At 61.4% G+C, this 25,862-nt stretch carries 26 protein-coding genes, 1 tRNA gene and 1 pseudogene; 13 read left to right on the forward strand and 15 right to left on the reverse strand.

All coding sequences use genetic code 11. The features are described 5' to 3' along the window. Positions 1-15: 15 nt before the first annotated feature. From fliF to IVB54_RS07535, 4 genes are all read right to left on the reverse strand, one after another. A complete protein-coding gene (gene fliF, locus IVB54_RS07520; RefSeq protein ID WP_085349194.1) occupies positions 16-1,623 on the reverse strand; it encodes a flagellar basal-body MS-ring/collar protein FliF in 1,608 nt (535 codons plus the stop codon). 192 nt (positions 1,624-1,815) lie between these two features. Beyond that, positions 1,816-2,091, reverse strand: a complete 276-nt coding sequence (locus IVB54_RS07525; RefSeq protein ID WP_002714638.1) for a DUF1153 domain-containing protein — start codon at positions 2,089-2,091, stop codon at positions 1,816-1,818. A gap of 361 nt (positions 2,092-2,452) precedes the next feature. Continuing rightward, positions 2,453-3,160, reverse strand: a complete 708-nt coding sequence (locus IVB54_RS07530) for a flagellar hook capping FlgD N-terminal domain-containing protein (protein WP_018453889.1) — start codon at positions 3,158-3,160, stop codon at positions 2,453-2,455. 13 nt (positions 3,161-3,173) lie between these two features. Continuing rightward, positions 3,174-4,814: a flagellar hook-length control protein FliK gene (locus IVB54_RS07535; protein ID WP_247294083.1), complete on the reverse strand. Its 1,641-nt coding sequence runs from the start codon at positions 4,812-4,814 to the stop codon at positions 3,174-3,176. A 347-nt stretch (positions 4,815-5,161) separates the two neighbouring features. Here IVB54_RS07535 and mnmA point away from each other — a divergent pair, with 347 nt between their 5' ends. From mnmA to IVB54_RS07555, 4 genes are all read left to right on the forward strand, one after another. Further along, a complete protein-coding gene (gene mnmA, locus IVB54_RS07540) occupies positions 5,162-6,343 on the forward strand; it encodes a tRNA 2-thiouridine(34) synthase MnmA (RefSeq protein ID WP_027570436.1) in 1,182 nt (393 codons plus the stop codon). A 78-nt stretch (positions 6,344-6,421) separates the two neighbouring features. Continuing rightward, complete coding sequence (locus IVB54_RS07545) at positions 6,422-7,060, forward strand: class I SAM-dependent methyltransferase (RefSeq protein WP_018453892.1); 639 nt, start codon at positions 6,422-6,424, stop codon at positions 7,058-7,060. Positions 7,061-7,104: 44 nt separating this feature from the next. Beyond that, positions 7,105-7,461: a hypothetical protein gene (locus IVB54_RS07550; protein WP_063994841.1), complete on the forward strand. Its 357-nt coding sequence runs from the start codon at positions 7,105-7,107 to the stop codon at positions 7,459-7,461. A gap of 308 nt (positions 7,462-7,769) precedes the next feature. After that, positions 7,770-7,846 (forward strand) — tRNA-Met (locus IVB54_RS07555). 774 nt (positions 7,847-8,620) lie between these two features. On the opposite strand, the gene IVB54_RS07560 is transcribed toward IVB54_RS07555, so the two are convergent. Then, positions 8,621-8,833, reverse strand: a complete 213-nt coding sequence (locus tag IVB54_RS07560) for a hypothetical protein (protein ID WP_247777121.1) — start codon at positions 8,831-8,833, stop codon at positions 8,621-8,623. A 612-nt stretch (positions 8,834-9,445) separates the two neighbouring features. On the opposite strand from IVB54_RS07560, the gene IVB54_RS07565 reads away from it, so the two are divergent. Both IVB54_RS07565 and IVB54_RS07570 read left to right on the forward strand, forming a co-directional pair. Beyond that, positions 9,446-10,099 carry a hypothetical protein gene (locus IVB54_RS07565; RefSeq protein ID WP_247777122.1) on the forward strand — a complete coding sequence of 218 codons (654 nt, stop codon included), beginning with the start codon at positions 9,446-9,448 and terminating at the stop codon, positions 10,097-10,099. Between the two features lie 33 nt (positions 10,100-10,132). Next, positions 10,133-10,384 (forward strand): hypothetical protein, encoded by a 252-nt coding sequence (locus IVB54_RS07570; RefSeq protein WP_247393189.1) that lies wholly within the window; start codon positions 10,133-10,135, stop codon positions 10,382-10,384. A 37-nt stretch (positions 10,385-10,421) separates the two neighbouring features. On the opposite strand, the gene IVB54_RS07575 is transcribed toward IVB54_RS07570, so the two are convergent. Then, entirely contained in the window at positions 10,422-11,330 is a 909-nt protein-coding gene (locus IVB54_RS07575) for a hypothetical protein (RefSeq protein WP_247777123.1), read from the reverse strand. Positions 11,331-11,652: 322 nt separating this feature from the next. Here IVB54_RS07575 and IVB54_RS07580 point away from each other — a divergent pair, with 322 nt between their 5' ends. Further along, complete coding sequence (locus IVB54_RS07580) at positions 11,653-12,195, forward strand: DUF2380 domain-containing protein (protein WP_247406012.1); 543 nt, start codon at positions 11,653-11,655, stop codon at positions 12,193-12,195. Positions 12,196-12,390: 195 nt separating this feature from the next. On the opposite strand, the gene IVB54_RS07585 is transcribed toward IVB54_RS07580, so the two are convergent. Next, positions 12,391-13,611 (reverse strand): adenylate/guanylate cyclase domain-containing protein, encoded by a 1,221-nt coding sequence (locus tag IVB54_RS07585; protein WP_247406015.1) that lies wholly within the window; start codon positions 13,609-13,611, stop codon positions 12,391-12,393. A gap of 228 nt (positions 13,612-13,839) precedes the next feature. Here IVB54_RS07585 and IVB54_RS07590 point away from each other — a divergent pair, with 228 nt between their 5' ends. From IVB54_RS07590 to IVB54_RS07610, 5 genes and pseudogenes are all read left to right on the forward strand, one after another. Continuing rightward, on the forward strand, positions 13,840-15,054 hold the full coding sequence (locus tag IVB54_RS07590; RefSeq protein WP_247406018.1) for an outer membrane protein transport protein: 1,215 nt from the start codon (positions 13,840-13,842) through the stop codon (positions 15,052-15,054). Between the two features lie 241 nt (positions 15,055-15,295). Continuing rightward, on the forward strand, positions 15,296-16,252 hold the full coding sequence (locus IVB54_RS07595) for an MBL fold metallo-hydrolase (RefSeq protein WP_247406020.1): 957 nt from the start codon (positions 15,296-15,298) through the stop codon (positions 16,250-16,252). Positions 16,253-16,419: 167 nt separating this feature from the next. Then, positions 16,420-17,453 (forward strand): annotated as a pseudogene (locus tag IVB54_RS07600) (IS110 family transposase). Positions 17,454-17,786: 333 nt separating this feature from the next. Continuing rightward, complete coding sequence (locus tag IVB54_RS07605) at positions 17,787-19,136, forward strand: IS701 family transposase (RefSeq protein WP_247767993.1); 1,350 nt, start codon at positions 17,787-17,789, stop codon at positions 19,134-19,136. Between the two features lie 205 nt (positions 19,137-19,341). After that, positions 19,342-19,530 (forward strand): hypothetical protein, encoded by a 189-nt coding sequence (locus IVB54_RS07610; protein ID WP_247400950.1) that lies wholly within the window; start codon positions 19,342-19,344, stop codon positions 19,528-19,530. Between the two features lie 217 nt (positions 19,531-19,747). Here IVB54_RS07610 and IVB54_RS07615 read toward each other — a convergent pair whose 3' ends face one another. From IVB54_RS07615 to IVB54_RS07650, 8 genes are all read right to left on the reverse strand, one after another. Then, the gene (locus IVB54_RS07615) at positions 19,748-20,215 is read right to left on the reverse strand and encodes a hypothetical protein (RefSeq protein WP_247400948.1); all 468 of its coding nucleotides are present in this window, start codon (positions 20,213-20,215) and stop codon (positions 19,748-19,750) included. Positions 20,216-20,288: 73 nt separating this feature from the next. After that, entirely contained in the window at positions 20,289-20,453 is a 165-nt protein-coding gene (locus IVB54_RS07620; protein WP_247400945.1) for a hypothetical protein, read from the reverse strand. Between the two features lie 405 nt (positions 20,454-20,858). Beyond that, positions 20,859-21,224 (reverse strand): response regulator, encoded by a 366-nt coding sequence (locus IVB54_RS07625; RefSeq protein WP_256467732.1) that lies wholly within the window; start codon positions 21,222-21,224, stop codon positions 20,859-20,861. Positions 21,225-21,265: 41 nt separating this feature from the next. Then, entirely contained in the window at positions 21,266-21,454 is a 189-nt protein-coding gene (locus IVB54_RS07630) for a hypothetical protein (RefSeq protein WP_247777124.1), read from the reverse strand. Positions 21,455-21,771: 317 nt separating this feature from the next. Next, the gene (locus tag IVB54_RS07635) at positions 21,772-22,203 is read right to left on the reverse strand and encodes a hypothetical protein (RefSeq protein WP_247400936.1); all 432 of its coding nucleotides are present in this window, start codon (positions 22,201-22,203) and stop codon (positions 21,772-21,774) included. Beyond that, positions 22,203-22,439, reverse strand: a complete 237-nt coding sequence (locus tag IVB54_RS07640; RefSeq protein ID WP_247400934.1) for a hypothetical protein — start codon at positions 22,437-22,439, stop codon at positions 22,203-22,205. The genes IVB54_RS07635 and IVB54_RS07640 overlap by 1 nt, the downstream gene beginning before the upstream one ends. Continuing rightward, complete coding sequence (locus IVB54_RS07645) at positions 22,436-22,729, reverse strand: hypothetical protein (protein WP_247400931.1); 294 nt, start codon at positions 22,727-22,729, stop codon at positions 22,436-22,438. The genes IVB54_RS07640 and IVB54_RS07645 overlap by 4 nt, the downstream gene beginning before the upstream one ends. A 41-nt stretch (positions 22,730-22,770) precedes the next feature. Continuing rightward, positions 22,771-24,117 carry an IS5 family transposase gene (locus IVB54_RS07650; RefSeq protein ID WP_247400929.1) on the reverse strand — a complete coding sequence of 449 codons (1,347 nt, stop codon included), beginning with the start codon at positions 24,115-24,117 and terminating at the stop codon, positions 22,771-22,773. A gap of 406 nt (positions 24,118-24,523) precedes the next feature. Between IVB54_RS07650 and IVB54_RS07655 the strand changes: the two genes are divergently transcribed. Further along, complete coding sequence (locus tag IVB54_RS07655) at positions 24,524-24,721, forward strand: hypothetical protein (RefSeq protein WP_247400927.1); 198 nt, start codon at positions 24,524-24,526, stop codon at positions 24,719-24,721. The last annotated feature ends 1,141 nt before the right edge of the window (positions 24,722-25,862 follow it).

Raw genomic sequence — 25,862 nt, forward strand, 5'->3', positions numbered from 1 at the left:
CAGATCACTTCTCGATTATTTCGTGGGTTCGGTCAGCCATTGGCGGATGATGGCGACGGTCTCGTTGGGATTGCGCTCGGCGAGTTCGCCGACGCGATGGACGGATTGGGCATGGACCTGGCCCTGGACCGTGGCGACGTCGATCGCGCTCGCGGCGCCGCTCGGCAAGAGCGCCTGGCTGGCAGGCGCGGCCTCGTCGCTCGCCGGACCGGTGAGGGCGCCGGAGATGGCGGCTGCGACTTCGTCGGATGCCAGGATGCGCTTGACCAGCGGCCGGACCACCAGGAACAGCACGACCAGGCCGAGCAGCATCATCACGCCGAGCTCGACGAAGTACATGACGTCGTCCTTGGTGAACTGGAGCATGCCGAGTAAGCCGCTCGGCTCGGCGATCGGGGGGGTGGAGGGGGCATCGGCAAAGCGCAGATTGACCACCTCGACCTGATCGCCGCGCTTCTGGTCGAAGCCGATCGCCGAGCGCACCAGCGTGGCGATGCGGTCGAGCTGCTCCTTGGTGCGGTCCTGGTAGGCCAGATCGCCCTTCTCGTTCTTGGAGTAGATGCCGTCGACCAGCACCGCGACCGAGATGCGGTTGACCCGGCCGGCCTCGGTCACCTCGGTCTTGGTGGTGCGGGAGATCTCGTAATTGTTGGTCTCTTCGCTCTTCTTGCTCTGGTCCTTGGCCGCAACGCCGCCGTTCTGCTGGTTGCCCGGCAATTCGTTGTTGACGGTGACCTGGCCGTTGTTGTCGGCGGTCATGCTCTGCTCTTCGCGGGTCTGGCTCGAGCGCAGCACGCGGCCTTCGGGATCGTACTTGTCCGAGGTCTGGGTGACCTTGTTGAAGTCGAAATCGGCGGAGAGCTGGACCCGGGCGCGTCCCGTCCCCACCACGGAGGAGACGATGTCCTCGACCTGCTTGCGCATCCGCTTCTCGAAGGCGGTGCGGCGCTCGTCGCCGATCTGCTGGTCCGGATCGGTCTGGGCGCCGTCGGCGAGCAGCTGCCCGGTCTCGTCGACGATCGAGACCCGCTGCGGCTTCAGCCCGTTCACGGCCGAGGCGACGAGGTGGCGGATGGCGCGGATCTGCTGGGCTTCCAGCGCGCCGCGGACCCGCACCACGATCGAGGCCGACGGCTCCGGCGCCTCGCGCGAGAACAGCGGGCGCTCGGGCAGCACCAGATGGACGCGGGCGGCCTGGATGCGGTCGATGGCGCGGATGGTGCGGGCGAGCTCGCCTTCCAGCGCGCGGAGATGGTTGATGTTCTGGACGAAAGAGGTGGTGCCGAGCGCATCCGACTTGTCGAACACCTCGTAGCCGACGCCGCCGCCCTTGGGCAGGCCGCCCTCGGCGAGCTTCATCCGCAGCCGGGTGACCTTGTCCTTGGGCACCATGATGATGGTGCCCTCGTTGCGCAGCTCGAACTGGATGCCCTGACGCTCCAGGTCCTTGATGATGCCCGAGGAGTCCTCGACGCTGAGGTCGGTGAACAGCGTCGTCATCTGCGGCGTGGTGACGCGCATGATGACGAACGCGAAAAAGCCGACGAGCGCGGCGGTGACCGCGATCATCGCCCCGAACCGGGCGGCTCCGATACCCTTCAGAAAGTCCGCAAGACCTTGCAAGCAACCGCCCCGACAGATTCGGCTGCTTTCACAGGAAAGGCCGACTGGGCAATTATTGCCTAGGTGATGGTTTCGATATGGTTAACGAAGGTTAAGAGCTGCGACAAAAGTCGCGCCAAAACGAAGCATGAAAAAAATCGGCCTCGCAAGACGAGGCCGATTTTCGTCAAAAGCCGCAGATTTCCGGATTGCCTACTGGCGATATTGTTGGATACGGGTGGTGCGAAGTCCCGCCAGACCATGCTGGTCGATCGAAAACTGCCAGGAGAGGAATTCGTCAACCGTCAGCGTGTAACGGCTGCAGGCCTCCTCGAGGGAGAGAAGACCGCCACGAACTGCGGCGACGACCTCGGCCTTGCGGCGGATGACCCAGCGTTTGGTGCCGGGTGCAGGCAGATCCGCAATCGTCAACGGACTACCGTCCGGCCCGATGACGTATTTTACCCTCGGGCGATGGGGTTCTGTCATGGCGTACTCACAAACTCTCAACCACTGAACTCACTCAGGAACCCTACGCGCGCCGGCTTAAAAATCCGCTAAGCCTAAGGCTTCAATACAATTCTCGTTGAAAATGGCTGGAACGCAGCCGACTCGGCCGGCGGGACGGTGCGTCCAGGCGGGCCGAAGGGGGTGTTCGTAAATACTTTACTAACGAACGAGGCCTGCGCGCGGCGCTGCAAGACCCCAATTGTCGTCCTGGCGAAAGCCAGGACCCATTACCCCAGGGAGGAGTCGCTACGACGACTCGGGGTTACGAACCAAAGCGACTTTCGGTGGCAATGGGTCTGGCTTCGCCAGGACGACACCGTTATCCAGGGGCATTCCGCCTTTAATTGCTGGCCGTCGCGATGATGCTCTTGACCTGGCTCAGCGTGTAGCTGGCGCCGTCGATGGTCAGCAGCGGCGGCGACTGGGTCAGGTCGACGGATGACACCGTGCCCTGCACCTGCGCAGCGATGCCGACATTGTTGTTGGCGACATCCTTGCCCGTGGCCGAGATCGTGTACTTGCCGTCGGGCCATTGCGTGCCGTCATTGCCCTGGCCGTTCCAGGTGAACGGAACGTCGGTGCCGGCGCCGGCGGTGTATTTGCCGGTGAACACGGTCTGGCCGCTGGCATTGGCGATGGTGATGTCGACCGTGGCGTCGCTCGGCACGTTGAGATGCCAGGTCGCCGACGAATTCGTCATGGTCCCGGTGGTGCCGTCGACCAGGGCGGTCTTGCCGACGAAGCCCAGCGCCTGGGTCGCCTGCGTGGTCTGCTGCAGGGTGACGAGCTGGGACAGCGAGTCGTTGGTCTTGAGCTGCTGCTCGACCCCGGCGAACTGCACCAGCTGCTGGGTGAACTGGTTGGTGTCGAGCGGATCGAGCGGGTTCTGGTTCTGCAGCTGCGTCGTCAGCAGCGTCAGGAAGGTCTGGAAGTTGCCGGCGAGCGTCGCGCCGGTGGTCGAGCCCAGGCTTGGGTTCGACGAGGATTTCGGCAGGTCGGTCGTGCCCGAGACGACGGACGGGGCGGTGGCGGCATTCGTGGTGGTCATGATCGAATACTCCTCACACTCTGATGTCGACGCCGCTGCTCGATCCGAGCATGCGGCCGTAGCTGCGCCCGACCGGGGCCGCGGGAACTGCGTCCTCGTCGCTGACGATCAGCCGGCGGGCATTGCCGCCATTGTCGTTGTTCTGGCCGGAGTTCTGGCCCGATGAATTCTGGTCGCGCAGACTGAAGGACAGCCCGTTGCTGCCGGTCTTCAGGCCGGCATCGTCGAGCGCGCGCTGCAATTGCGGCGCGTCCTGCCGCAGCATCTGCAGCGTCTCCGGCTTCTCGACGGTGAGATGCGAGGTGACCTGTCCGTTGCGGTCGACATTGATGCGGACGTCGATGCGGCCGAGGTCGAGCGGATCGAGGCTGATGTCGAACCGGGTCTTGCCCGCGCGTGCGGCGGCGGCAATTTCGATCGGCACGCCTGTGATCGGAATGGCCGTATTGGTGGCTGCGGTCGCCGTGAGCGTCGCGGTCGATGCGGTCGCGGCCGAAGTCGTATTGGTCAGCGACGCCTGCACGGCCGAGGCCGCCTGCGCGCCGGTGTCGGTGGTGGAGACAGCGGCCTGCGTGCCCGCATGGGCATGCGGTGCTGCCGTCGCCGGTGCCGCATCGGCGGTGCGGTCGGAAGTCCCAGCCTTGGCGTCGGTCGCGTTCGCGTCGATCGGCGGCTTGTCGGCGTGCGGATGCGCCGCGTTGGCGGACGCTGCCGTCGCCGAGGTCTGCGCGGCGTTGGCCTTGCCGGTGTCCTGGCCGATATTGGAGACGTCGCTGGCGCCTTGCGCAGTGACTGCGGCCTTGAACGAGGTTTTTGGCGTGCCCTGGTCGACGGCGGCGATCAGGCCGCCATTGGTCTTGGCATCGGCCGCGGTCGAATCGGTGGTCCCGGTCGCGGCATCGGCCAGCACCGCCGAGGTGTCGGCATCGACCTTGGCGCTTGCGGTCTTGGCGCTCTTGTCGCCCGGCGTCGCGGTATCGGTCTTGGTGCCGGCGATCTGCGCTGCGATGGATGCGCTGGCGGCGATGCCGGCGGCGGCAATCGTCAGCGGCGAGGCGGCGGCGCCGGCGACTTGGTTTGCAGCCGCGTTGGAATCGACCGGCACGGCGACCACGAGTGCATTCGGATCGGGTACGGCGGCCTGCGTCGCGTCGACTTGCGCGGCGGCGGCGGTATCGACGGCGGCGAGGCCATCGATGCCGCCGGCCTTGTCCGCATTGGTCTCGTCGGACTTGTCCGCAGATTTGTCGGCCGATTTGGCGTCGGACGCCTCCGGCTTGTCCTTGGACTTGCTATCAGCCTTGGCCGCATCAGCCGTCGAGTCGTTCTTGGCGTCGCTCTTGGCGTCGTTCTTGATGTCGTTTTTGGCGGGCGCGGAATTGTCGGCGTCGTCGCTGGCCTTGCTCTGCGAGGACTGGTCGGTCGCCGAGCGATCGCGCGGGCTCTTGTCCGAGGCGGAGGACGATGAATCGGGTCGGCGCGGGGAGTCCTGCACGGAGGACGCCGCGCTATCGCTGATCGCCTGGGTGTTGCTGTCCACCAGCGAGCCAAAGGAGTCGTTGGACGTGTCTTTCGGCGCTTGCGACCGGGCAAGCTTTTGCTGCGCGCTTGGGACTTGCACGCTTGCCACGACATCTGACGTACGACCGACCACAGGCAACCCCTTGGAAACATCTTCGCCATGAGAGGTAGCAAGGAGCGGGCCACCTCTGCGAAAAGCATTTTACGCAGTTAAATCAATGGCTTGATAACTTGACCTTGCCGCTGCGGGGCCTCCGAAGCCCCGCCATTTCTGCCTCCCCGGCAAGAATTGCCGTAAACCTTGGGGGGTCCGTGATTGCTTCACCGGAAGGCCGCCTATATTAAAGAGACAGCTCTCAACCGCTTTCGACCGGGCAGGCCGCGCCCTTCGGGAACTCTCGGTTCCCGGGGATTGCCTTTGTCCCGCCGGAAGCACCCAGCGGATCGCCCAACACCGCCGTCCACAACGCTTTAAGGCCCATGCTCAACAGTCTGGATCTCGAAGGCCGTCCTGAGGATACCAGGGTCGTCGTTGCCATGTCAGGCGGCGTCGATTCATCAACGACGGCTGCGCTTTTGAAGGCGGAAGGCTACGACGTTGTCGGCATCACGCTGCAGCTCTACGACCATGGCGCGGCGACCCATCGCAAGGGCGCCTGCTGCGCCGGCCAGGACATTCATGACGCCCGCGACGTCGCGGCCAAGCTCGGCATTCCCCATTACGTGCTCGACTACGAGGACCGCTTTCGCGAATCCGTCATCGACAATTTCGCCGACAGCTACGCGCTCGGCGAGACGCCGGTGCCGTGCATCGAGTGCAACCGCTCGGTCAAGTTCCGCGACCTCTTGAAGACCGCGCGCGAACTCGGCGCCACCGCGCTCGCCACCGGTCATTACGTCGCCTCGCGCCGCCGCGCCGACGGCTCGCGCGCGCTGGTGTGTGCCGCCGACGCCGATCGCGACCAGAGCTACTTCCTGTTCGCGACCACGCAGGAGCAGCTCGATTATCTGCGCTTTCCGCTCGGCGACATGACCAAGCCCGAGACGCGCGAGCTGGCGCGGCGCTTCGGTCTTGCCGTCGCCGACAAGCACGACAGCCAGGACATCTGCTTCGTGCCGACCGGGCGCTACACCGACATCATCACCCGCCTGCGGCCGAACGCGATGGACCCCGGCGACATCGTCGATCTCGACGGCCGCGTGCTCGGCCGGCACAACGGCATCGCCAATTTCACCATCGGCCAGCGCCGCGGCCTCGGCATCGCAGCCGCCGCGCCGCTGTTCGTGGTGCGGCTGGAGGCCGCCAACCGCCGCGTCGTCGTCGGCCCGCGCGAGGCGCTGAAGATGCACCGCATCGTGTTGCGCGACGTCAACTGGATCGGCGATGGCGACATCGACCGCGCCATCGGCAATGGCCTCGAAATGTTCGTGCGCGTGCGCTCGACCCGCGCGCCCCAGCCGGCGTGGCTGCGCGGCGCGAACGGCCATTACGAGGTCGAGCTCGTCGCCGGCGAAGAGGGCGTTTCGCCGGGACAGGCCTGCGTGTTCTACGACGCACCTGGCGGCCAGGCCCGCGTGCTCGGCGGCGGCTTCATTCAAAGCGCCGCCGCGAAGGCCGCAAGCAGCACGACGAGGCCGCTCGCAGAAGCGGTCCGCGGCTAAGCGCATGATCCGGAAAAGTGTGCAGCGGTTTTCCGAACAGATCATGCGCAAAATAAGAATCTAGGCAGGGCAGGGGGCATGGCAGCAGACATCTCGCGGGCCGGGGTCGAGAAGGCCTATGGCCGCTGGGCGCCGGTCTATGATCTCGTGTTCGGCAAGGTGTTCGACGCCGGCCGGCAGTCGACCATCGCCGAGGCCGATCGCATCGGCGGCCGCATCCTCGACGTCGGCGTCGGCACCGGGCTGTCGCTCTCCGACTATGCGCGCACCACGAAGATTTGCGGGGTCGACATCTCCGAGCCGATGCTGCGCAAGGCGCAATCGCGCGTGCGCGCGATGCGCTTGAGCAATGTCGAAGTACTCTCGGTGATGGACGCGAAGAACCTCGCCTTCCCCGAAAACTTCTTCGACGCGGTGGTCGCACAATACGTCATCACCGCGGTGCCCGATCCCGAAGGCACGCTCGACGAGTTCATGCGCGTCTTGAAGCCCGGCGGCGAGCTGATCCTGGTCAACCACATCGGGGCCGAAAAAGGTTTGCGCAAACTCTCCGAGCTCGCGTTTGCGCCGCTCGCCCGCCGCCTCGGCTGGCGCCCGGAATTTCCATGGCAGCGCCTGGTCGACTGGGCCGCAAAACACGGCGGCGTTACGCTGGCCGAGCGCCGCCCGATGCCGCCGATGGGCCACTTTTCGCTGATCCGCTACCTCAAATCGTGATCGGGGGTGCGGAACACGCGGGCTGACCCGCGCGTTTCCCTCCCATGCGCACGACATCAAACATCATTCTGGCCAGCCTCCTGATCGCCGCCTCCGGCAGCGCGATCGCGCAGGCTCCGCCCGCCCCGGCAACGCCGCCGCAAGCGACCGCGCCGCCATCCCCGCAGCATGCGACCAATTGCACGCCGCAGGACCGCCCGAACCGCTCGGCCGACGGCACCACCACCGGCCAGTCCCGGGAACCGCTCGGCGACAAATTGGCAAAATCGGACGGCGTGCTCTGCCCGCCCTCCGGCGTCGATCCCGAGATGCACGCCCCGGCGCCCAGCACGAACGGCGCCATGCCCGTCATCCCGCCCCCCGGCAGCCCCGGCGGCGACCCGACGGTGCGGCCGAAATAGCTCGTCGCGCCGAAGCCTTGGCGTAGGCGGAGCCTGTTCCGCATCCCAATCTCGTCGTCATGCCCGGGCTCGTCCCGGGCATCCACGTTCTTGTGGCCGGCCGGGATGGCCGGGACCAGCCCGGCCATGACGGATTCAGCGCCAAAAGGCCCAAATCCCCCGCCGACATGTCCCGCCGAAGCTTTAGCGAAGGCGGAAGCCTTGGCGAAGGTGGAAGCTTTGCCAAACTCGGATTGACAGCCCGCCGCCCCCTTCCTTATATGCCGCGCGTTCGCGAGGTCGGCTTGTTTCGGCCCTCGCGACCCTGTGGCGGGGTAGCTCAGCTGGTTAGAGCACGGGAATCATAATCCTGGGGTCGGGGGTTCGAGTCCCTCTCCCGCTACCAAAAATGCAATAGAGTCAATCGCTTATGGAAATGGGTTCTTCGGCAAAAAACTCCGTAGCAAATCCGTAGCAAGCGTTCGGCGCTTATCTTTCGTGATCAGACGCACCGCTTAATAGCGTTGCCTCTCTGCCGCAGCGCACACGATCGTCCGTCTCATGAAAGTCTTCATCGCAGCCGACATCGACAGCGAGGTCGGGCCGCACGACTACGACGTTCGGGGGGGGCCTGGACTTTGACCTCGCGGTGTGCGCCGGCGACGTCCACCACGCCCAGCGGGCGGTGGGCTGGCTAACCAACCAGCCGTCGCTGTGGAGTAAGTCGGTCCTCTTCGTCGTCACCACTCACCGCGTGCTCATCCTACAAGGCCCGGATTGAGGCGGCGCATGCGTACGGGATCCAGCAGCAGCCGCGCTACGTCGACGAGGAATTGCGGAAGCGGTGGGCTGGCGTGATGACCGCTCGGGCTCAGCACCCCATGACCGCCGTTAACGCCAACGTGTAGGTGAACAACTCGCACTGACGCGGCTAATACCAAGAAGCCAGCAGGGAATCGATGGAAGAGATTCTTCCACAACTTCCTTCGCTATTGCGAGCCCGTGTGCGCCATCTACAGTGTCGTTCGAGAACACCAGCGGCGCGAAGCATCGGGAATATCGTCTTGGTTGCCGGGGCGCTACATCGCATCTCATTTAAGCCGAGCCACCGTACACCCCGGTCGATCCAAGAAGCAGATGCAATTTAAAAAGAACCCGCCGTGACGGCGGGTTCAAGCATTCAGCGGCTGCGGACCCAATCTCGCAGCTCGGCAAGCCCGTCCATGAGCGAGCCATCGACCGCGCAGCCCTCTTCCCTTGCCTGGTTCAGATAGGCATCACAGATGACTTGGAGCTCTGTGTCCGTGGTTTGCCCGGTGACATCACCGCCCGGCGCAACCCACTCCCGCACAAACTCACCAACTTCCACTGGCTTCAAACCCTTCCGCTTCATTCGTCTTCTCCGAAAGCCATAGAACTGCCGAACTCTGTGTGACCACAGCAGTCTCCGTTTCATACAAGCTAAAGCTTGGACGCGGAGTTCTAATGGTGTTGATAACGGACCCGCGCGAACGCGGAAAAAAGCAAAACCTACCCGCGCGGAACGCGGAAAACACATGGCAGATGCGTACAACCGAAGCCACCTACTTAAGTTTTCTCGTAAACGGCTTCAAGCCTCACGGCAGCAATTGGTTAATGCCTTCGCGGGAGTGCAGGCGCGTGAAGGCTTTGTCTACCGTCCACGTGAATAAGACCCTAAAACAGCTGCGCGACGATGGTCTCCGCTTCGCCAAGCGATTGACCCATCCTGGACCGGCACGACGGCCTTGCTGGGATGCAGGTAGTTAACATGGAAGTCGGCAAACTCCTTGAGGCATTGCCCCAAACGAAAAGCCATGCCCCCGAACCCGGACTCGACTCTGTGTTCTTGTTATAGGCGGTGCGAAATCGAGATCGCGGCCGTTCTCCACAGCAAAAGATTTTTGTCAAATTGACTAAATTTGTTTTTCGTTGTCTCGCCCCCGCGCGCCGGCATAATTCGCCAACGGATATTCGGGAGGTGGCGGTGACGGACTCGGGCTTCGAGGCGGAAGAGCTCTACGACATGGCGTTCGACGGCACGGGCTGGGAGCGCGCATACCATGCGGCGATCGAACGGTTGGCGTTCGAGGCGGCGGCGAAGTGCGTTCATCCCTACGATCCGGACACGTTCGTGGATGCCGTCGCGGCCTCGATCTTCCATCCCGACGTCAGGACCGAGATTGTCCGTATCTTCATGGCGGGCATCCGCCATTTCATCAACGAACAACTCGACCTCGGGCTCGACATAGAGATGACGCGCTACGGAGGCGCCTTCGCACGCGGTGGTAGCGTCTACGGACGGATCGAGACCAATATTTCCGACGCGGAGCTCGTCGAGCGGATCCAGCGTTTGATGGTCGCGCGCTGCGGCGCCGTACCTGATTTCGCGTTGGACTGCGCAGGACGCTTTTTGATCGAATGGTTGCTGGAGTGCATCGAGGTCGCCGAGAGCAGCAATGTCGACCACTATCCGGAGGGCGACTGCGCGATGGCGATTGCGGAGAGGCTCCAGGAGGACGGCCTCGTGCTCCAGTGCCTCCGCAAGGCGTTGCGCCATGCCGAGGTGGAGCGGCGCCTGGGCGATCCCGGCGTTGTCGCCTTCGAACAGAAGCATCGCGCGAGAGCGAAATACTTCTGAGCAGCAGAAAATCGAAACCACGATTTAAAGTACATGACCGATCATCCTTGCAAGGGCATGACCAGAGCCGCGACCCTCGCCTTCGAGGCCATCGCCATCAACCAGATTCCGCGCTGTTCGAAAGCGACCCTTCAGAAGCTGATCGATTGCGGGCTCATCGTGCGCCAGGACAAGCTTCTGCATTTCAACGACGGGCTGCCGCCGGTGAGAACGGAAGACTATTTCGTGCCCGTGGCGATCCACTATCAATGGTGCGTGTGGGGCCGCGAGCGGTTTCGCGAATAGGGCTATGAAACCAGTCGCGCACTTGCGAGCGTAAAAGTCAGTTGCGATCTGCGCAGCGCCTCGGACCCAGGTGTGATGCTGCGCCTTCTTCTCGAACGAGCTGGGTCTCCTCTCTCCAAGGACGCGCTGATCGAGGCGGCTCCTGGCGGGCCTGAAGCTTGGGGCGCGCCCGCGCAAGGTCGCCTCGCTCTACGTCGGCCGACGCCAGAACGGCAAGCTGCTCTACGCCGGCAAGGTGCGTACCGGCTACACCGAGACGACGGCGCGCGAATTGCGCGAGCGGCTGGACGCGTTCGGCAGCTTTCTTCAGCTTGGGATTGAAGCCGCGAATGCCGAGCCGGATCAACGCTGCTTTCATTCGGTTGACGATCCGACTTTGTTCTCCGACGAGGCTCTCGTGTTCGCGGTTGGGCCGCTTGGCATCTTCGTCCTGGATTGTCGGGATCGCCACCATCTTGCAGTGATCACGCTCGCCGCGCAGCCAGCCGAGAAAAGAGCGTTTGAGCAGCTCGGTGTCGAGCCGATCGGTCTTGGCGCGCCGGTGCTCGCGCGACACCGCCACACTCGATGCGTGAATGACGTGAGCCTCAATGTCGCGTGCCCTGAGCCAGCGCGCCAGCCAGAAGCCGTCACGGCCGGCCTCGAAAACGACGGCGATGCGTTTGATCCGATGCCCGGCCTTCGTTGCTTCCTCTCGCCATCGATGCAGCAACTTCAGCAATGCGCTCTCGTCGACCGCGAGCTTCTTCAATGGCTGGCGCTCGACGCCAGGCACGATGCCGGCGACGAGCCAGCTCAACAGGCTCAGTTCGATAACTGCGATCAGCGTGCCATTCGGGTCGAGGGGGCTCGAGGATCGGCTCAGATCGTTCAACTTCTGCATGGGGCGCTCCATCGGTTCATCAGCAACAATGGATGCAATATCCTCGTCGCCGCCCCATAGCATCTCCTTTGGAGGCTTTCGGAAGCCGGCCCTCGGAGCCCGCGGCACCGTCACTCACTGGGCCGGCATCCGAAACCCTTCACAGGCGCGGACTCGTGCATTGCAGCAAACTGCGCCTTTACCAGCGCTTGCATGCGAGCACTTCACACAGCCTTGGATGGCTAATTTGTAAGCTGACTTTCCGCCGGCGACCTCTAGTGTTGCGGTCAAATTCGCTTTGGACATCTGCGCGACTGGTCTGAACCGACGGTGCCGCATTGCGGTAGGGAATGCAGCAATTGATGCTTGCAAGGGGTTATAGTCGCACCGCAATCGAGCCATCGCCATGCGCCACGTCTCCTTGTTGGACGCTCTCGCCATAGCCGGCCTGTTCACCTGGCTGTTCCTCGGATCCAGCCTCATCTCAGATGCATCCGCCGCGACCGCCGGCCACGCTTTGGCCGTCTCCGTCGACGTTTTCAATTATATCGACACGTCGAACGAGCCTGCCGATCAGACGGTCGTCCATGAAAAGCGATTGCGGGCTTTCATGACCGCACTGCTGGACGACGTCACGGCAGACCACCGCTTCGAGCTCGTGCCCTCCTCCTGCGCACCAAATTGTCCGACAGACGGACCGGCGTTGCGCGATCGGGTGCGCGCAGCATCACAGGCCGGCACGCAGATGCTGCTAATCGGCATCGTTCACAAGCTAAGCACGCTGGTCCAGGTTGTGCGGATTGCTGCCATTGATACAGCAGCCGAGCGCGTCGTGTTCAGAAAGTACTTCCAGTTCCGCGGTGACAATGACGAGGCATGGCAGCGGGCGGAGCGCTTTGTATCAGAAGAGGTCCGCGACCGGCTGCTTGAAAGCAGATCGCAGCGATAGGCCGCGCGCGTCTGCAATGGGTTAATCGCGTCGGTGCAGACCTCTACCTGTGAGTTCCGGTCCCCCGTGAACAGCGGACGTAATCGAAGCGTCCCAGTTGGTCCGAGGCGGCCAATAGCTGACTTCGTCGAGGACCAAAGCAAGGTCCGGCTGTCCCATGGCGACCACTCGCTTAGAATCGGATGATTGCCTGCGCTAATTCTTGGGGCCGACAAGAAACCACGTTCGCATAAGGCCTTTTCCGCGCACTTCAATGGATCCGCGTTCCTGGAACTCGAAGCGATCCTTGAGCAATTCATGCGTTACCGGTGCAACCTGAATTTTTCCGACCTCGCCGGTGGATTCCATGCGGGATGCGGTGTTTACCGTGTCCCCCCAAACGTCGTAGAAGAACTTTCGTGTTCCGATGACACCCGCCACGACCGGGCCGGACGCGATGCCAATGCGGACCGGCACCGGGCGGCCTTTTGGGTCCCGCAAGCCATACAATGTGGCTTGGACATCCAGCGCAAGATGAGCCAGAGCACCGGCGTGATCCGGGTCGGCTTTTGGTATGCCAGCAACGACCATGTAGGAGTCACCGGTGGTCTTTATCTTCTCAAGGCCACGACTCTCGACGCTAGAGTCCAGCTTTGTGTAAATGCTGTTCAGAAACCGTACCAATTCCTCTGGTTGGGTGTCGCTGGCACGCGCTGTAAAGCCCGCCATGTCCGCGAACAGAACGGATGCTTCCGGATACGCGTCGGCAATGATTTGATTTGGACTCTGTTTCAATCGACGGGCGACATGCGGGGGCAAGATATTGGACAGCAACAGTTCCGAACGTTCGTATTCCCGTTCGACCATTGCTTCCGCACGGGTAAACTGCCGGATAGCGTAAAACAGGATGCCGTACAATATCGCCGAGCTGGCCACGACGTTGACGACGAAATAGCCATAAAACATCCTCTCCGGCGATGCTATTCCCGTTGTGACAGGAACAAAGGAATGGAGAACAATGATTGCTCCTGTCGCAATTGCCGCGAGTGCTACGGTAAGCAACATCCGTTCAGGCCCAAGAAAGAGGATGCCAAGCGCCGTAAAAGCGGAATAGTAAAAGAAAATGCCGATGCCGGTACCTAGGCGCGTGCTGACGTAAAACAGGAATGCGTCGCCAATCAAGGCCAGAGCGAACGGAGCGGCCGCTGAACTGAAGCGGTGCAGTAATGGAAGAGCCGCAAGGATGGGCGCGGTGGTCAGATTGGCTACGGCGAGTTGCCAGGTAAAAGGCGTCGTCTTGTCGAAATAGCGGAGAACGCCGAAGAACAGGATAAGTGCTGCACCGCTCCACACCACGATATTGAAAGCGCGGAGGCGCCTGGCGACTTTTTCAGGATAAACTCTGGTGCCGTATCTGATGTCCGGAATGAAGCGCAAGTTCACGGTCCACTATATGACAGGAAGGGATGGGCCTTGCGATCGTCAGTGCGAAGGCAATCGCGTTTTCCTCTTCCGAGGTTCGTCATCAGCTACTTCGATATTCCGATATGGCTCTGCTGATCCGATGTTTGCGATGTGTGCCCATTTGGTCACAAGTCGAGGGAATAGCATGTCGAGGCATCTTGCCCGACCGGAAAGTTACTGGCCAGCTCTGTGGAAGGAGGTTTGAATGTCGACAAGCCGGTCGCACTTTGGAGAAATGCGATGCATGGGCTGCGTAATTGCTGCGTTGCATTCATATTGCTGATTGCAAGCGGGTGTCATTGTGGCGTTCTTGCCGGAGGCTGGGATCGCTTCGATCAAGGCGTCGATTTGCTTTTCGATCCTTCCCAAGTGGTAGTCGATCTCGGTCTTTTTGATCTGATCCCGAACCGCAAATTTCAGACGGTCAACGGTGCGCCGGAAAGCGTCAGCACGGCACCGAACATTTTTCGACCGTCGATCAATGCGAAGTTTTCACTCGTTGAAGACGCGGCTTGCCTTGCGACATATCGGCAACCGTTTGGCCTGAACAATGACTATGGCTCGACATGGAGCCAAGCCAGCATCATCGTATCACGAGCGCTCACGGTAGACGAGCTGGGTCTCACGTGCTCTTACCGGGTGAAAGCTGGGCCTGGATACATCCGCCTGATCGGAGGCATCACCGAAAGCTTCGCCACCTATCACGAGGAGGCATTTCGGAGGCTCCCAAATGGTTCTTCCATCCGACCGGCGCTAGACCTCGAAGCCTCTGCGACCGGTTGGCGCGCGGGCCTTGCTTACGAGATTCCCAACAAGGCATTTCGTGCAAGCCTCATGTACTACTCCAATCTCGATTTTTCTGCGCGGGGCTCGTTGCAGCAGTTGCCTCTCGGAGGAAATGCATTTCTTGGCACCGTAAGTGTCAATGCCGCCACTCCTCTTCCACAGGCATTGGAGGCCGTTCTTCATACTGCGATCGCTCCCGCTTGGCTGAACAGCGTTTCCGTGAAATGGGCTGACTGGAGTACATTAACCTCTGTTCCAGTCATTCTCAGCGCGGATGCGGCACCACTCCGTTCTGGGCGCACTTTGACCTCTCTGAACGTATTCTTTCGTGATGGCTGGACGATCTCAGATACAGTCACTTACTTGTGGAGTCCCAAGCTTGCCCTTTCGGTCAGGGCTGGATGGGATCGTGGTGTTTCGACCGGCTGGACCGATCATCCTGATGCTTGGAGTACGCTTGTTTTTGCAAATTATAGGATCAACGAACATGTCGAAGTCATCGGCGGGATTGGCATAATCCATTTGGCAGCGGGAGAAATCAACAAAGCCGCGCAGCCCGGCGGGTTCACGGCAAGCGCAGGGCCGAGCAACATCCTATTTACAAATTTGGGACTGCGGACTCGCTTCTAAATTTCGCGAGAAACGAGAGTATGGACCAGGTCCAGACTATGTCCGCTGAGGCCACAAGCCGACGAACTGGCGCTCGGCTGCAAATTTCCGGTCTGCTCCTGTCAGCCGACAAGCAGCGGCACCCCGCCAATGGAAGCGATGGGCCATAGCGGCTGTCCCAAGTAGGCCAAACCGGAACAGCGAAGTAGACGGTCCTGCCATTCAGCAGTACCATTTTGCCACTTAGGTGGGAGGGCGATCTGTGACGTTGAATAGACGAGAGACGCTAAAAATTTCCGCAGGAGCACTTCTCGCACCAGTGCTGGCACCGAGCCTCGCCGCGGGACAATCTGCCCGCACGAAACTTGTGTTGTTGGGCACGACCGGCGGCCCCCCCTTGCAGGTCGGGCGAGCTGCACCTTCAAACGCCATTGTAGCCGGCGGCTCCCTTTATGTTGTTGATTGTGGGAACGGCGTTGCCCGGCAGATCGTGCAAGCTGGTCTTAGGCTCAACGCGCTAAAAAGCATTTTCATTACGCATCAGCATTCGGACCACAATTTAGACTATGGCAACCTTTTTTATTTTGCGTGGTATTCGAGCTTGCCGAAGGCAGTCGATTCTTATGGCCCGCCACCATTGGCAGAAATGACAAAGAAGTTTTTTGAGCTGAATGCTTTCGACATCGACATTCGCATTCGCGATGAAGGCAAGCCCGATCCCAGGGCAATGCTAGTTCCGCATGAGATAGGGGCGGCCGGAATTGTGATGCAAGACGACAATGTGAAGGTTAGCTGTGTCTTGGCTGACCATCCACCGATTCCTGTGGCGCTATCGTACCGCTTTGATACCGCAGATCGCTCCATCGTTTTCTCTGGGGATACCCGGAAGACCGACGCTCTCATCAACCTTGCTAAAGGCGCGGATGTATTCGTGTGCGAGGCACAATATCTTCCGGGAACGCGTAAAGCGCTCGATGGAGCAGTGAAAGCAGGCAGGTTCGACAAGGAGACGGCGGATAATCTATTCAAAAGCATTTCAGGCAATGCACTTACAGTTGAACAGGCGGGCGAAGTCGCTCATGCCGCAGGTGTCAAAACGCTAGTGCTAAGTCATTTTGTTCCAGGAAATGGCGCTGTTCCCGATCAGGTGTTTGTGGACGAAGCCCGCAAAGCCTTCTCCGGCGAGATCATAGCGGGCCGGGATTTACTCGAGATTTAGCTTCACGTTTGACCGTCAACGTCCCGTTCGGGTCACAAGCCGCCGATCGCCCAAAGTGGACGACTTCCGCTGCGCGTCGCTAAGCCGACGTTTATGATGGGGCGGACGCCCCGCCGACGGCATCGATGTGCGGTGGAGGTGTTTAGCACCACTTAAGGGAGGCGTCCGTGTCGGAGGTTAGCATAATCGGTCTGGACATCGCCAAGCATGTTTTCCACGCTCATGGAGCAGACGGGAAAGGGCGAGCTATATTCAGCAAACGGATCAGCCGAGGAAAGCTGCTGGATTTCTTCTCAGCCCAGCCGAGTTGCACGGTAGCGCTGGAGGCACGTGGCGGAGCCCATCACTGGGCCCGTCAGCTCACTCGGCTTGGCCACGAAGTTCGGCTGATCCCTCCCGCCTATGTAAAGCCGTTTGTGAAGCGGCAAAAGAACGACGCGATCGACGCCGAGGCGATCTGCGAAGCAGCGCAGCGGCCGAGCATGCGGTTCGTGGCCGTGAAGAGCGAACAGCAACAGGCGGCGGGTCTGGTGTTTCGGACCCGTGACCTGTTAGTGCGGCAGCGAACGCAGCTCATCAACGCGATCCGGGGACATCTCACTGAATATGGTTGGGTCGCACCTAAGGGGCCATCGCACGTGGCGATGCTTATCGATCTGATCGAGGAGGAAGAGATGGCCAGCTCGCTTCCCAAAGCGGCCCACGCCATGTTCCGATGATGTTGGACCTGCTGACCGACCTCAATGGCAAAATCGCGGATCTCGACCAGGAGATCGCGCGACGTGCTCGCGAGGACGAGGTATCGCGCCAGCTAATGACCTTCCCTGGTATCGGCCCGATCTCTGCCACCGCAATCGCCGCCCTGGCACCGCCGATCGAGACCTTCGCCAAAGGCCGCGACTTTGCCGCTTGGTTAGGTCTCACACCCCTTCAAAAATCGACGGGCGGAAAGCAGAAGCTTGGCGCGACATCCAAGATGGGGGAGCGCACGCTCAGGCGTCTCCTCATCATCGGAAGCAGCGCTGTCGTGCAGCAGGCCAGCAAACGCGGGGCGCTAAAGGGGTCTTGGCTTGAACGGAGTTTGACTCGCAAACCGCGCATGTTGGTAACGGTCGCGCTTGCGAACAAGATGGCTCGGATCGTCTGGGCGTTGCTTGTAAAGCGTGAAAATTATAGGGCTCCGGTCTTAGCCAAGGCGTGATCCTGGCGGACCTGAGGTCGTCAGAGATGTAGTCGGTCGAAGGAGGGTATGGCGCAACAGTCGGCGAGACGAGGTCGGAAGAACCAGGTGTACTCATCGTGCCTAGAGCACGCCTTTATGATTTGGTTCCGGCCTGCGAACTCCCATACGGGCCCCAGCTTCATCGCTGCACCATCAGAGGCCGGACAGATGGCAGCATCCCACTATGTGCCGATCTTCTTCAAAAATCGCTTGCATCTCGTGGGGCGTCCACAGATGAGTACACGACCTAGCACTACTTTGGCAGATTGTTGATTTTGCCGCGATTTATAGGATTCCCGAATCAATTGTTCAATGATTCATGGGTGGTCGGCTCTTGGAGGGCTGACCATGCCGGGATGGGAAGACGAACTCGAACGCTGGCTGATGCCGTTCTTGGACCGGCTGGGTCATAAGACCCGACAGCGGATGTGTCCTCTATATGTTGCGGGATTGATCGGTCCTGGCGATCGCAAGAGCGTTCAGCCGATGGCGGAACGCCTTGCCACGAGCAACTACGACCAGTTGCACCATTTCATTGCGGACGGCGTCTGGAACGCGACGCCGCTAGAGACAGAGCTGCTCAACCAGGCGGACCGACTTGTCGGCGGCAGGGATGCGGTGCTGGTTATTGATGACACCTCACTGCCGAAAAAGGGTGAGCGATCGGTCGGTGTTGCGGCTCAATACGCGTCGGCTCTCGGTAAAACTGCAAATTGCCAAACGCTGGTGTCTTTAACGCTTGCGCGCGGGGAAGTGCCCGTGATGGTCGCGTTACGTCTCTTTCTGCCTGACAGCTGGACAAGCGACATGCCTCGCTTGAAGCGCGCTCGCGTGCCAGTCGAACACCGAACGCCGCGGTCCAAGCCGGAGATCGCTTTGGCCGAGATTGACCGCGCGATGGCAGCCAACATACGCTTTGGATGTGTGCTGGCGGATGCAGGATACGGCCTCAGCGCGCCGTTTCGACAAGGGCTAACAGAGCGCGGGCTGGCCTGGGCGGTCGGTATCCCTCGGCACCAGAAAGTGTATCCGGTCGATGTGAAGCTCATTTGGCCGATCACCAAAGCCCGTGGCAAACCACGAAAGCACCACGTGCCCGATATCTTATCGATTGCGGCAGAACAAATGCTGGCCAGCGCCAAATGGAAAACCGTGAGTTGGCGCAGCGGGACGAAAGGTCGGCTCAAAGCCCGATTTGCTGCTCTCCGTGTCCGCACCGCCGACGGCCCTCCGCAGCGGATATGGGATAAAGGTCAGCAGCATCTCCCAGGCGACGAAGCCTGGCTCATTGGCGAGCAACGTGCCTCCGGGGAGAAGAAATACTATCTCGCCAATCTTCCGGCGACGACGGATCTGCGCACGCTGGCCGCCACCATCAAGGGACGGTGGATTTGTGAGCAGGCGCATCAACAGTTGAAGGAGGAACTTGGACTTGATCACTTCGAAGGGCGATCATGGCAAGGTCTTCATCGCCACGCCCTTATGACAATGATTGCCTACGCCTTCCTGCAACATCGTCGCCTCGCAAACGCGGGGCGAAAAAAAAAGAATCAACGGGCCTCCGCCTCAACCGACTATGCCCGCCGTACGTCACGCCATCGTCGATCTCATCCTTCGGCCGCCGCCCCAGCAGTGCCCACATTGCCGAAAGCAAATCCTTGAAAAACAGCGGCGAAAACACATTCTGCCAAAGTAGTGCTAGGCCGTGCCCGCTCCGACTCCGAGCAGACATCGCCGTTCGGCCGTAGCGACCCCGCCGCGACAAAGAACTGGCTCAGGCCCCGCAGCGGAGTGGCTCAAGATCCTGAAGGACATCGAGCGCGGCTCCTTTTTAGGAACTCGCTCCCCTGTTGTACATTCCCCCTGTATGAAGACGGCATCTCAATACCTGCGCCTGTCGGCGGAATACGAGCGGGCAGCGGCGCAAGCCGCAGACCAATTTTCCCGCCATCAGTTTCTCGTTCTGGCCGACAGCTATCTGACGCTGGCGCGCAGCGCCGAATTTCTGAGCCAACCTGATGGCCTCAGGACAGGCCAACACCAGCAAGAGCATTAGTCCGCTTTTCTCACGCAGGGCGACCGACGCGCATCTGAGCGAATGCAGAAACCGGAGTATGGCAAAGCCCGGCCTCATCCTCAGACGTCGAAGCGATCCGACGTGCCCTTCAGGCGCCCACGCATCTCCACGGAAACGAGCCCTGATAGAGCCCGGCGCAGCGGCCCCGAGTAGTCGCGCTCAGCCGTGCTTGAGGGCCGACGAGCCAGATTGCGCACTACTTGCCGCTAAGCGACAGGCTGATGCGAGTGACGATCTCGTCCCAGTATCGTTCTTCTTCGGCGGGATAGTTGAACGGGACGCAATGGACCAGCCGCCCCGAGAAGTTGCAGCGGTTGTACCAAACCTTGTCGCCCTTGTAGCTGGAGACCGCGAAGAACCGCTGTGTCACCCGCTTGTATTGAATGCGTGGAGGCGGATGCTTCTTGGCCAGAAAGGCAGCGGGAGAATCGTTTTGAGCGTTGGGCGCGGCCTGGATCGTGAGGTCCGCGCGTCCGTCCGCGGTCTGGAAGCGTTGCCCGTATCCGTCTGGGCGACCCGCTGCCTCGGAGAAAATCGAGGAAGGGTAGTCGACCGACGTGCCGCTCTCGGGGATGTTGAACCTGCTCCATCTGACCGGCTGGGCCGAGGCCGCCAACGTTGAGGCGGCAAGTGTAAATGCAAGTGCCACCCACGCCGATTTCATCGCACTTCCCTTCGGTTGCACCCTCAAAAATGCGTCAGAAGCGCACTACGTTCCAACAGCAGCAGCTGGGGAGTTACTCGCCTTCGGCGACGGAATCGCCCTGACCGAGTGAGCTGAGCGCGATCTCGATCTTCGCGAGAATTCGCTCGATCTCCTCCCGCTCGTTCGGGCCAGGATTTTTCTCGAGTTGCTCCATGACTTGTTGCTTCTGCACGAGCAGCTTGGCGACGGTCGACATCGTGCCTTCCTCCCTTTCCTTGGGTACGAGAAGGGAGGTGGTGCGCCACGAGGCTCGCGCCAGCCTACCCTCAGAAGATCCCGAGAAGGGTGAACACCGCGACCTCACCCACGAAGGCGGCTGTCATGACCGAAACCGTGAGAACTACGTCGCCTATCGGCATTGGGGCCATTGGCTGCTGCCTCTCGCTCGAATGCCCCTATGCTGAATTCATGAAGGCATGAAAAGGTTTCGGTTCCGGCAGCCAGGTTCCCTGGTGTAACCTCCGGCCGGGCAGGACATTTGAACCTGGGAGCGCATCATGCGAGTCCTCGAGGTGTCATGCTGGTGCGTGACAGCGGCTGGCCTGGCCGTCGTGGTTGCCGTCATCACCTTGCTCTGATTCCAAGTAACGCAGTCGTTCCATCAGACGGGAGCCGAGCCCGTGTTCAGAAGCTGGGAAATGGCCGTGATCAACTGCACCGGCGCAAACGGCTTTTCGATCAGGATGCTGTGGGGGACGCCTTGCGACTTCCACTCCTCGGCATGGCCGCCCGTCATGTAGACGACGGGAAAGTCGGGATCGATTTCACGGACTTTCCGGGCGAGAACCCAGCCATTCAGCTCGGTGCCGATACCGATGTCGGTGAGCAGTGCTCGGTACCTAAAGCGGTCCTCGCGGAAGCGGGAAAGTGCCTCCTCGCCCGATTGAGAAATGTCGGCCTCGAAGCCGCCGTCCGATAAAGCTTCCCGGGCGAATTCCTGGATCATGGACTCGTCCTCGACGACCATGATGCGTATGGGATTTGTCACTCACGGCTCCGTTGCGACAATCAACCCGAACAGGACTGCCCGCCGGCGCTGTCGGGCGTCTGATCACCTGCACGATCTTGCGGTCGCTCGGCCCGCTCCTTCAGATCGGCAGCCTTCTCGACCAGACCAGCCGCGACCTCCGGATCGGCGACCGCCTTCGCGAACTTGAGCAGGGTCGCAGCCTGCCCGTTGAAATACTCTCGTCCCACCACGTCTCCGCCACGCAGAACAGCGCCGCCGGCCCAAAATGAAAGTACAGGGCCAGCCGTTGGTTCCGAGAAATGTACAAAAGTGAACATTTCGCCGCGAACGATTCCTTGCCCTGAATGTTGGCAACCAGGAGGAGGATAGCTGGCATCATGAGGAATCCGGTCCGCCCAGACGACCCGCACAACCGCGCGATCGCGGCCGAGATCGGCGAACGCCTGCGGCAGACACTCGGGGTGGAGAGGGAACTTCCGCCCTCACTGAAGTCACTGCTCGACCGACTGCGCGCATCCGAAGACGCTTGACGGAACCGCCGGATTTAACGAGGACGCGCCTTCACGCGAACGCGCAGTCCCGCATCGAGCCGCTCGTACAGGATCTCGCCCTCAAGCTGCTGGGTCATAAGCTGGACGATCCGTGCGCCCAGTCCGCCAGGATCCGCATCCTTCGACAGCCCCACGCCATTGTCGCAGACCGAGAGGTCCAAGGCCGCCGCGCGTGTGACATGCCCCGGCCTGTCGTCAGGGAATGCATACTTGAGGCAAGTTGGTGGCCAGTTCATTGACGATGATGCCCACCGCAAGCGCCTGCTGGTTCGGCAAATCCGCATTCTCGCAATCGACCTGGAACGCGACTGGCCTGTGGGAGCCAAGGATTGGAAGACCTTTTCGGCGACGTCGTTGAGGAAATAGCGCATGGCGACGAGCCGTGTATTCGGCTTGAGCGACAGATGATCGTAGAGCTCCGCCATCACCTGCAGCCGACGCGCGGTCGCTTCCAACGTTCGCAGATGCCTGGCGCTCCGTCTCTCGCCTGCAGCCGGATCATCGCCCCGAGGCCGGCCAGATTGTTCTTGGTCCGGTGAGCCAGCTCCTGCAGCAGCACGGTCTTGGTCTTCTCGGCCTGCACGACGCGCTTGAGCTCGGCGCGCTGGAATTCGGCCACGGTCGCGGTGCTCGCGGCGGTGATGGCAAAGAGGGCATTCATCGCGAGATAGTCGATGCGTATCCCCCTGAGTAGCTGAGATACGCACCCACCCCCACGGCAATGAGGGCGGCAAGCACGCCGGCGCCGCGATCGAAGATCAAGCCGGAGAGAAACACGCCTGGCGGCAACAGGAAGTATCCCGTCGCCCCGGTCTGCATCTGCAATGCCATCTGCAGCACGGCGCACACGAGCATGATGCAGGCGGACACGCAGTACCGAACCACAGCTGGAAGATGTTGCTCCAGCACCAGCGGGTATAGCCTGTTCATGGGATCAAAACCGCCGGCCAAGAACGGGCGTTCGTTTCGCTCTGGCAGTAATTCGTCGTCCGTTAAGAAGCCGAATTGAGCGGGAGCGGACAGGCAAGCGTATGCGATAGCTGGATCAGGAAGAGGCACAAGAGTTCTGTGAGCCAGGCGAGGATACGGCGGAAGTTGTGGCCGACTGCTGAGAGCACGACGTTGGCGGCGTCGCCGGCGCGGCCTTTGACATAGCAGCGGCCAAGGTGACCTTCGGCCTTCAGATGTCCGATGATGGGCTCGATGGCGGAGCGGCGCCGGAGCTCGCGTTTGATGGCGCCGAACACGCCGCGCTTCTGGCCCGAAATGAAGACGCGACGGGGATTTTGCGTGTCGTGGCCGCGATATCCCTTGTCGACATAGGCCCGCTCGATCGGACAGCCGGTGAGCGCCTCGGTGCGGTCGATGACGTCCCGCAGGGTATGACCGTCGTAGGGATTATCGGGCAGCGACCTGGCGTGCAGTACGAACAGGCCACCGGGCGCCCGGCGGTTGTTGGTGACGATGGAGGCCTTCACGCCGAACTCGTAAGGCGCGGCGGCCTTGCCTTTGCCGATGCATTCCACCTCCGGGGCATGGAAGGAATAAAGCTTCCAGCCGAGCTGGCGCTGCTGCTGCGAGCGGATTTGCACGGCCCGGCCAAGCGGGAGGGCGTATGCCCCCTCCAGTGCCGGCTGGCCCTCGATCTTGCGGCGGATGTCGCGGATGATGCGGCCGAGCCGGCTGCGCAGAATGCGCAACTGCCGCTGATGCCGCCCGAACTGTTTGGCATGCGCGTAGCGGCCCGCCATCATCGCGGCGGCCTTGGCCACACGAGAATAGGATTGCCGCAGCCTGACGGCGTGCCTTCTCGCCAGGCGGTTGAGCCCCTTGATAGCCGCATGAAGCAGCTTGGCATCGATCGGAAAGGTGATGGCCTTCGGCTGCACCGTGGTGTCGACGGTGACGCGCTTGAGGTCCTGGCCGCGTAACGCGCCGGCCTCGTGCGCCACCCGCAGGCTCTCCGCCAGCAGCAGCTCCAACTTGTCGCCGAGCCGCTTGCGCCAATGGCTCAGGTCCGAGCGCTCGTGCGGGAAGGCATGCTGAAAGAACTCTTGCCCGGTGAAGAACTGGAAATACGGGTCGTGAACCCAGCGCTCGCAAACGCCCTCATCGGAAAGCCCGTAAGTGTGCTTGAGCAACAGCAGCCCGATCATGAACCGGGTCTCGATCCCGGGCCGGCCATTCTCGCTGTAGAGCGGCGCGACCTCGCCGTCGATCCAGTCCCAATCGATCTTGCCGGCGAGCTGAACCAGCTCGTGCTTCATGTTGATGATCTGGTCCAGCCGCGCCCGGAACAGATCGTTCGATCCCGTCGTCCTGTGCTTCTTCGGTCGCATCGGCCCCTCCGATGCACCACAGAATCATGGTCCGCAGCGAAAGGGAATCCACAAACGAAAATTGCAAGGTTTGGGGGCCTCAAGCCCCCAATCCCTGCAATCTCAAATGCCGCCGCAACGGAAAACTGACTCCTGCTCAATCGCTTAGTGCCTTGTTCACGGACGACTAATTCCGATCGCAAGTCGTGAGCAGGTCGCGCCGGTCCAGAGGGAACCGGATCCTAGAGCCATGATTAAACCCTCAAACCCGGAAGTACGATGGACCTCGGTAGCCAGCGCTGCCGAGGTGCATTATGGCCGAGAGAATTGCCTTCGGGGAGCCTGTTTTTCTCGAAGGAGCGGCGCGGCATTTCCTCCGCCATCTAATGCGGGCCGCAGAGGTGCGGCGCGAACAACGGTGAAATGGATGCTTGTAGGCCTGGTGGGCGGCATAACCCCGGCCAGGGCCGACCTGGTGTTCGACAATCTTCCGAATGCCTTCGCTGCAGAAGAGCAGATGCGCGAGCACTACGCGGACGCATTCGAGCCTTGGGACAGATGGGCCGCGGCAAAATCGAGCGACGACCCGAATACACGCGTGATCTGCAGGCCAAACGGCTGCTGAGCAACATCGGCAAATGCGTCCCTCAAGGGGGCGATCAGGCCGCCGTGCCCGCTCCCCAGCAGCCGCCGGCCGCAACCTTCGCCGGCGCCGGAGCCAAGCCCACGAACGTGACGCTAGGCAAACCAGGGCACGACCCGTGAGGCAGCAGGACCGAACTCAGTGGCAGCGGCGAATATGCCGAACCACCACGGTGCCGTTGGGGCGGCGGTCCCTGATCACAACAGTGCGGCATCCATGGCGGTTGTACGCTCTGAAGTGCCGTTGATGATGGTGATAACCAGGGCCCTCCTTGATCACCACGCGCTCCGCCATCGCGGGCCCAGCAAATCCGACACAGGTCAATGCGACAACACCAAGGATCAGTCTATTCATTCGCGGAGCTCCGACTTGGCAGCAACTACTTGACTAATGATCAGTCAGGCCGTGCGTTCCGAATGTCGCCGCGGCCGAGCGAGCCCGATTGTCACATCGTCGAAAGTCTGAGATCAACAAAGTCAGCCGTCAACATCCGTCGAGCTTGAGCACAGCTGCCGGCCGAGGAGTCCGTCCTGTTGTTGACGAAGTGGGGCGAGGCGCAGCTGAGATCTGGCCTTGCGGCGTCGGCGCCAGGCGGAGGGGCTCGGGCAGGGCCACGTTGGACCTAGTGAATACCGGCGGAGCGGCGCCGCTCTGGCCGCAGTGAAGCCCGCCCGATGTCACCTATCCGGTTGATGAAGCGCTTCGGCGCGAGCGGCTCCCCGCTGGATCTCCGTGGCCTGCCGAACGACTAGCCGAAGCCAGCAGCATCAGAAAGAGCGCCCGACCGGCCTGGTACCTAGCAGCCGCGCGGGTGGCTTCCGAGCCCTGCATGATCGGGTGCCCCTCGGGCGTGCAGAGATACCATCTGCATGACCGGCGGCGCCGCCTGAGGTGGATTTCGAAGAGCGGCAATTGGTACGGCATTTCCGGTGTCCCACTTACTGCATTGTCTTTGCAGCAGGCTCCAGGTTCAAGTGTTCATGAAAAAGGATTTGAAAGCTCGAATCGTTGGATATAGCCTATCTCCGTCGGAGCTCACGTTCTTGCCGCAACGCAGAATGCGAGTGAGCGGCGGGCCAAGGCCGCCCCGTACCCAAACTCCATCTTTGACAAACCATTCGCA

This window comes from Bradyrhizobium sp. CW1, assembly GCF_023100665.1.
Taxonomy (GTDB): domain Bacteria; phylum Pseudomonadota; class Alphaproteobacteria; order Rhizobiales; family Xanthobacteraceae; genus Bradyrhizobium; species Bradyrhizobium canariense_D.

What these genes read in the sequence shown, in the direction of transcription:
- IVB54_RS07525 (WP_002714638.1), bottom strand. Translation starts at nt 2,091, where the DNA reads ATGACAGAACCCCATCGCCCGAGGGTAAAATACGTCATCGGGCCGGAC.
- IVB54_RS07530 (WP_018453889.1), bottom strand. Translation starts at nt 3,160, where the DNA reads ATGACCACCACGAATGCCGCCACCGCCCCGTCCGTCGTCTCGGGCACG.
- mnmA (WP_027570436.1), top strand. Translation starts at nt 5,162, where the DNA reads ATGCTCAACAGTCTGGATCTCGAAGGCCGTCCTGAGGATACCAGGGTC.
- IVB54_RS07545 (WP_018453892.1), top strand. Translation starts at nt 6,422, where the DNA reads ATGGCAGCAGACATCTCGCGGGCCGGGGTCGAGAAGGCCTATGGCCGC.
- IVB54_RS07550 (WP_063994841.1), top strand. Translation starts at nt 7,105, where the DNA reads ATGCGCACGACATCAAACATCATTCTGGCCAGCCTCCTGATCGCCGCC.
- IVB54_RS07560 (WP_247777121.1), bottom strand. Translation starts at nt 8,833, where the DNA reads ATGAAGCGGAAGGGTTTGAAGCCAGTGGAAGTTGGTGAGTTTGTGCGG.
- IVB54_RS07570 (WP_247393189.1), top strand. Translation starts at nt 10,133, where the DNA reads ATGACCGATCATCCTTGCAAGGGCATGACCAGAGCCGCGACCCTCGCC.
- IVB54_RS07575 (WP_247777123.1), bottom strand. Translation starts at nt 11,330, where the DNA reads ATGCTATGGGGCGGCGACGAGGATATTGCATCCATTGTTGCTGATGAA.
- IVB54_RS07580 (WP_247406012.1), top strand. Translation starts at nt 11,653, where the DNA reads ATGCGCCACGTCTCCTTGTTGGACGCTCTCGCCATAGCCGGCCTGTTC.
- IVB54_RS07605 (WP_247767993.1), top strand. Translation starts at nt 17,787, where the DNA reads ATGATTCATGGGTGGTCGGCTCTTGGAGGGCTGACCATGCCGGGATGG.
- IVB54_RS07610 (WP_247400950.1), top strand. Translation starts at nt 19,342, where the DNA reads ATGAAGACGGCATCTCAATACCTGCGCCTGTCGGCGGAATACGAGCGG.
- IVB54_RS07615 (WP_247400948.1), bottom strand. Translation starts at nt 20,215, where the DNA reads ATGAAATCGGCGTGGGTGGCACTTGCATTTACACTTGCCGCCTCAACG.
- IVB54_RS07620 (WP_247400945.1), bottom strand. Translation starts at nt 20,453, where the DNA reads ATGTCGACCGTCGCCAAGCTGCTCGTGCAGAAGCAACAAGTCATGGAG.
- IVB54_RS07625 (WP_256467732.1), bottom strand. Translation starts at nt 21,224, where the DNA reads ATGGTCGTCGAGGACGAGTCCATGATCCAGGAATTCGCCCGGGAAGCT.
- IVB54_RS07635 (WP_247400936.1), bottom strand. Translation starts at nt 22,203, where the DNA reads ATGGCGGAGCTCTACGATCATCTGTCGCTCAAGCCGAATACACGGCTC.
- IVB54_RS07640 (WP_247400934.1), bottom strand. Translation starts at nt 22,439, where the DNA reads ATGAATGCCCTCTTTGCCATCACCGCCGCGAGCACCGCGACCGTGGCC.
- IVB54_RS07650 (WP_247400929.1), bottom strand. Translation starts at nt 24,117, where the DNA reads ATGCGACCGAAGAAGCACAGGACGACGGGATCGAACGATCTGTTCCGG.
- IVB54_RS07655 (WP_247400927.1), top strand. Translation starts at nt 24,524, where the DNA reads ATGCTTGTAGGCCTGGTGGGCGGCATAACCCCGGCCAGGGCCGACCTG.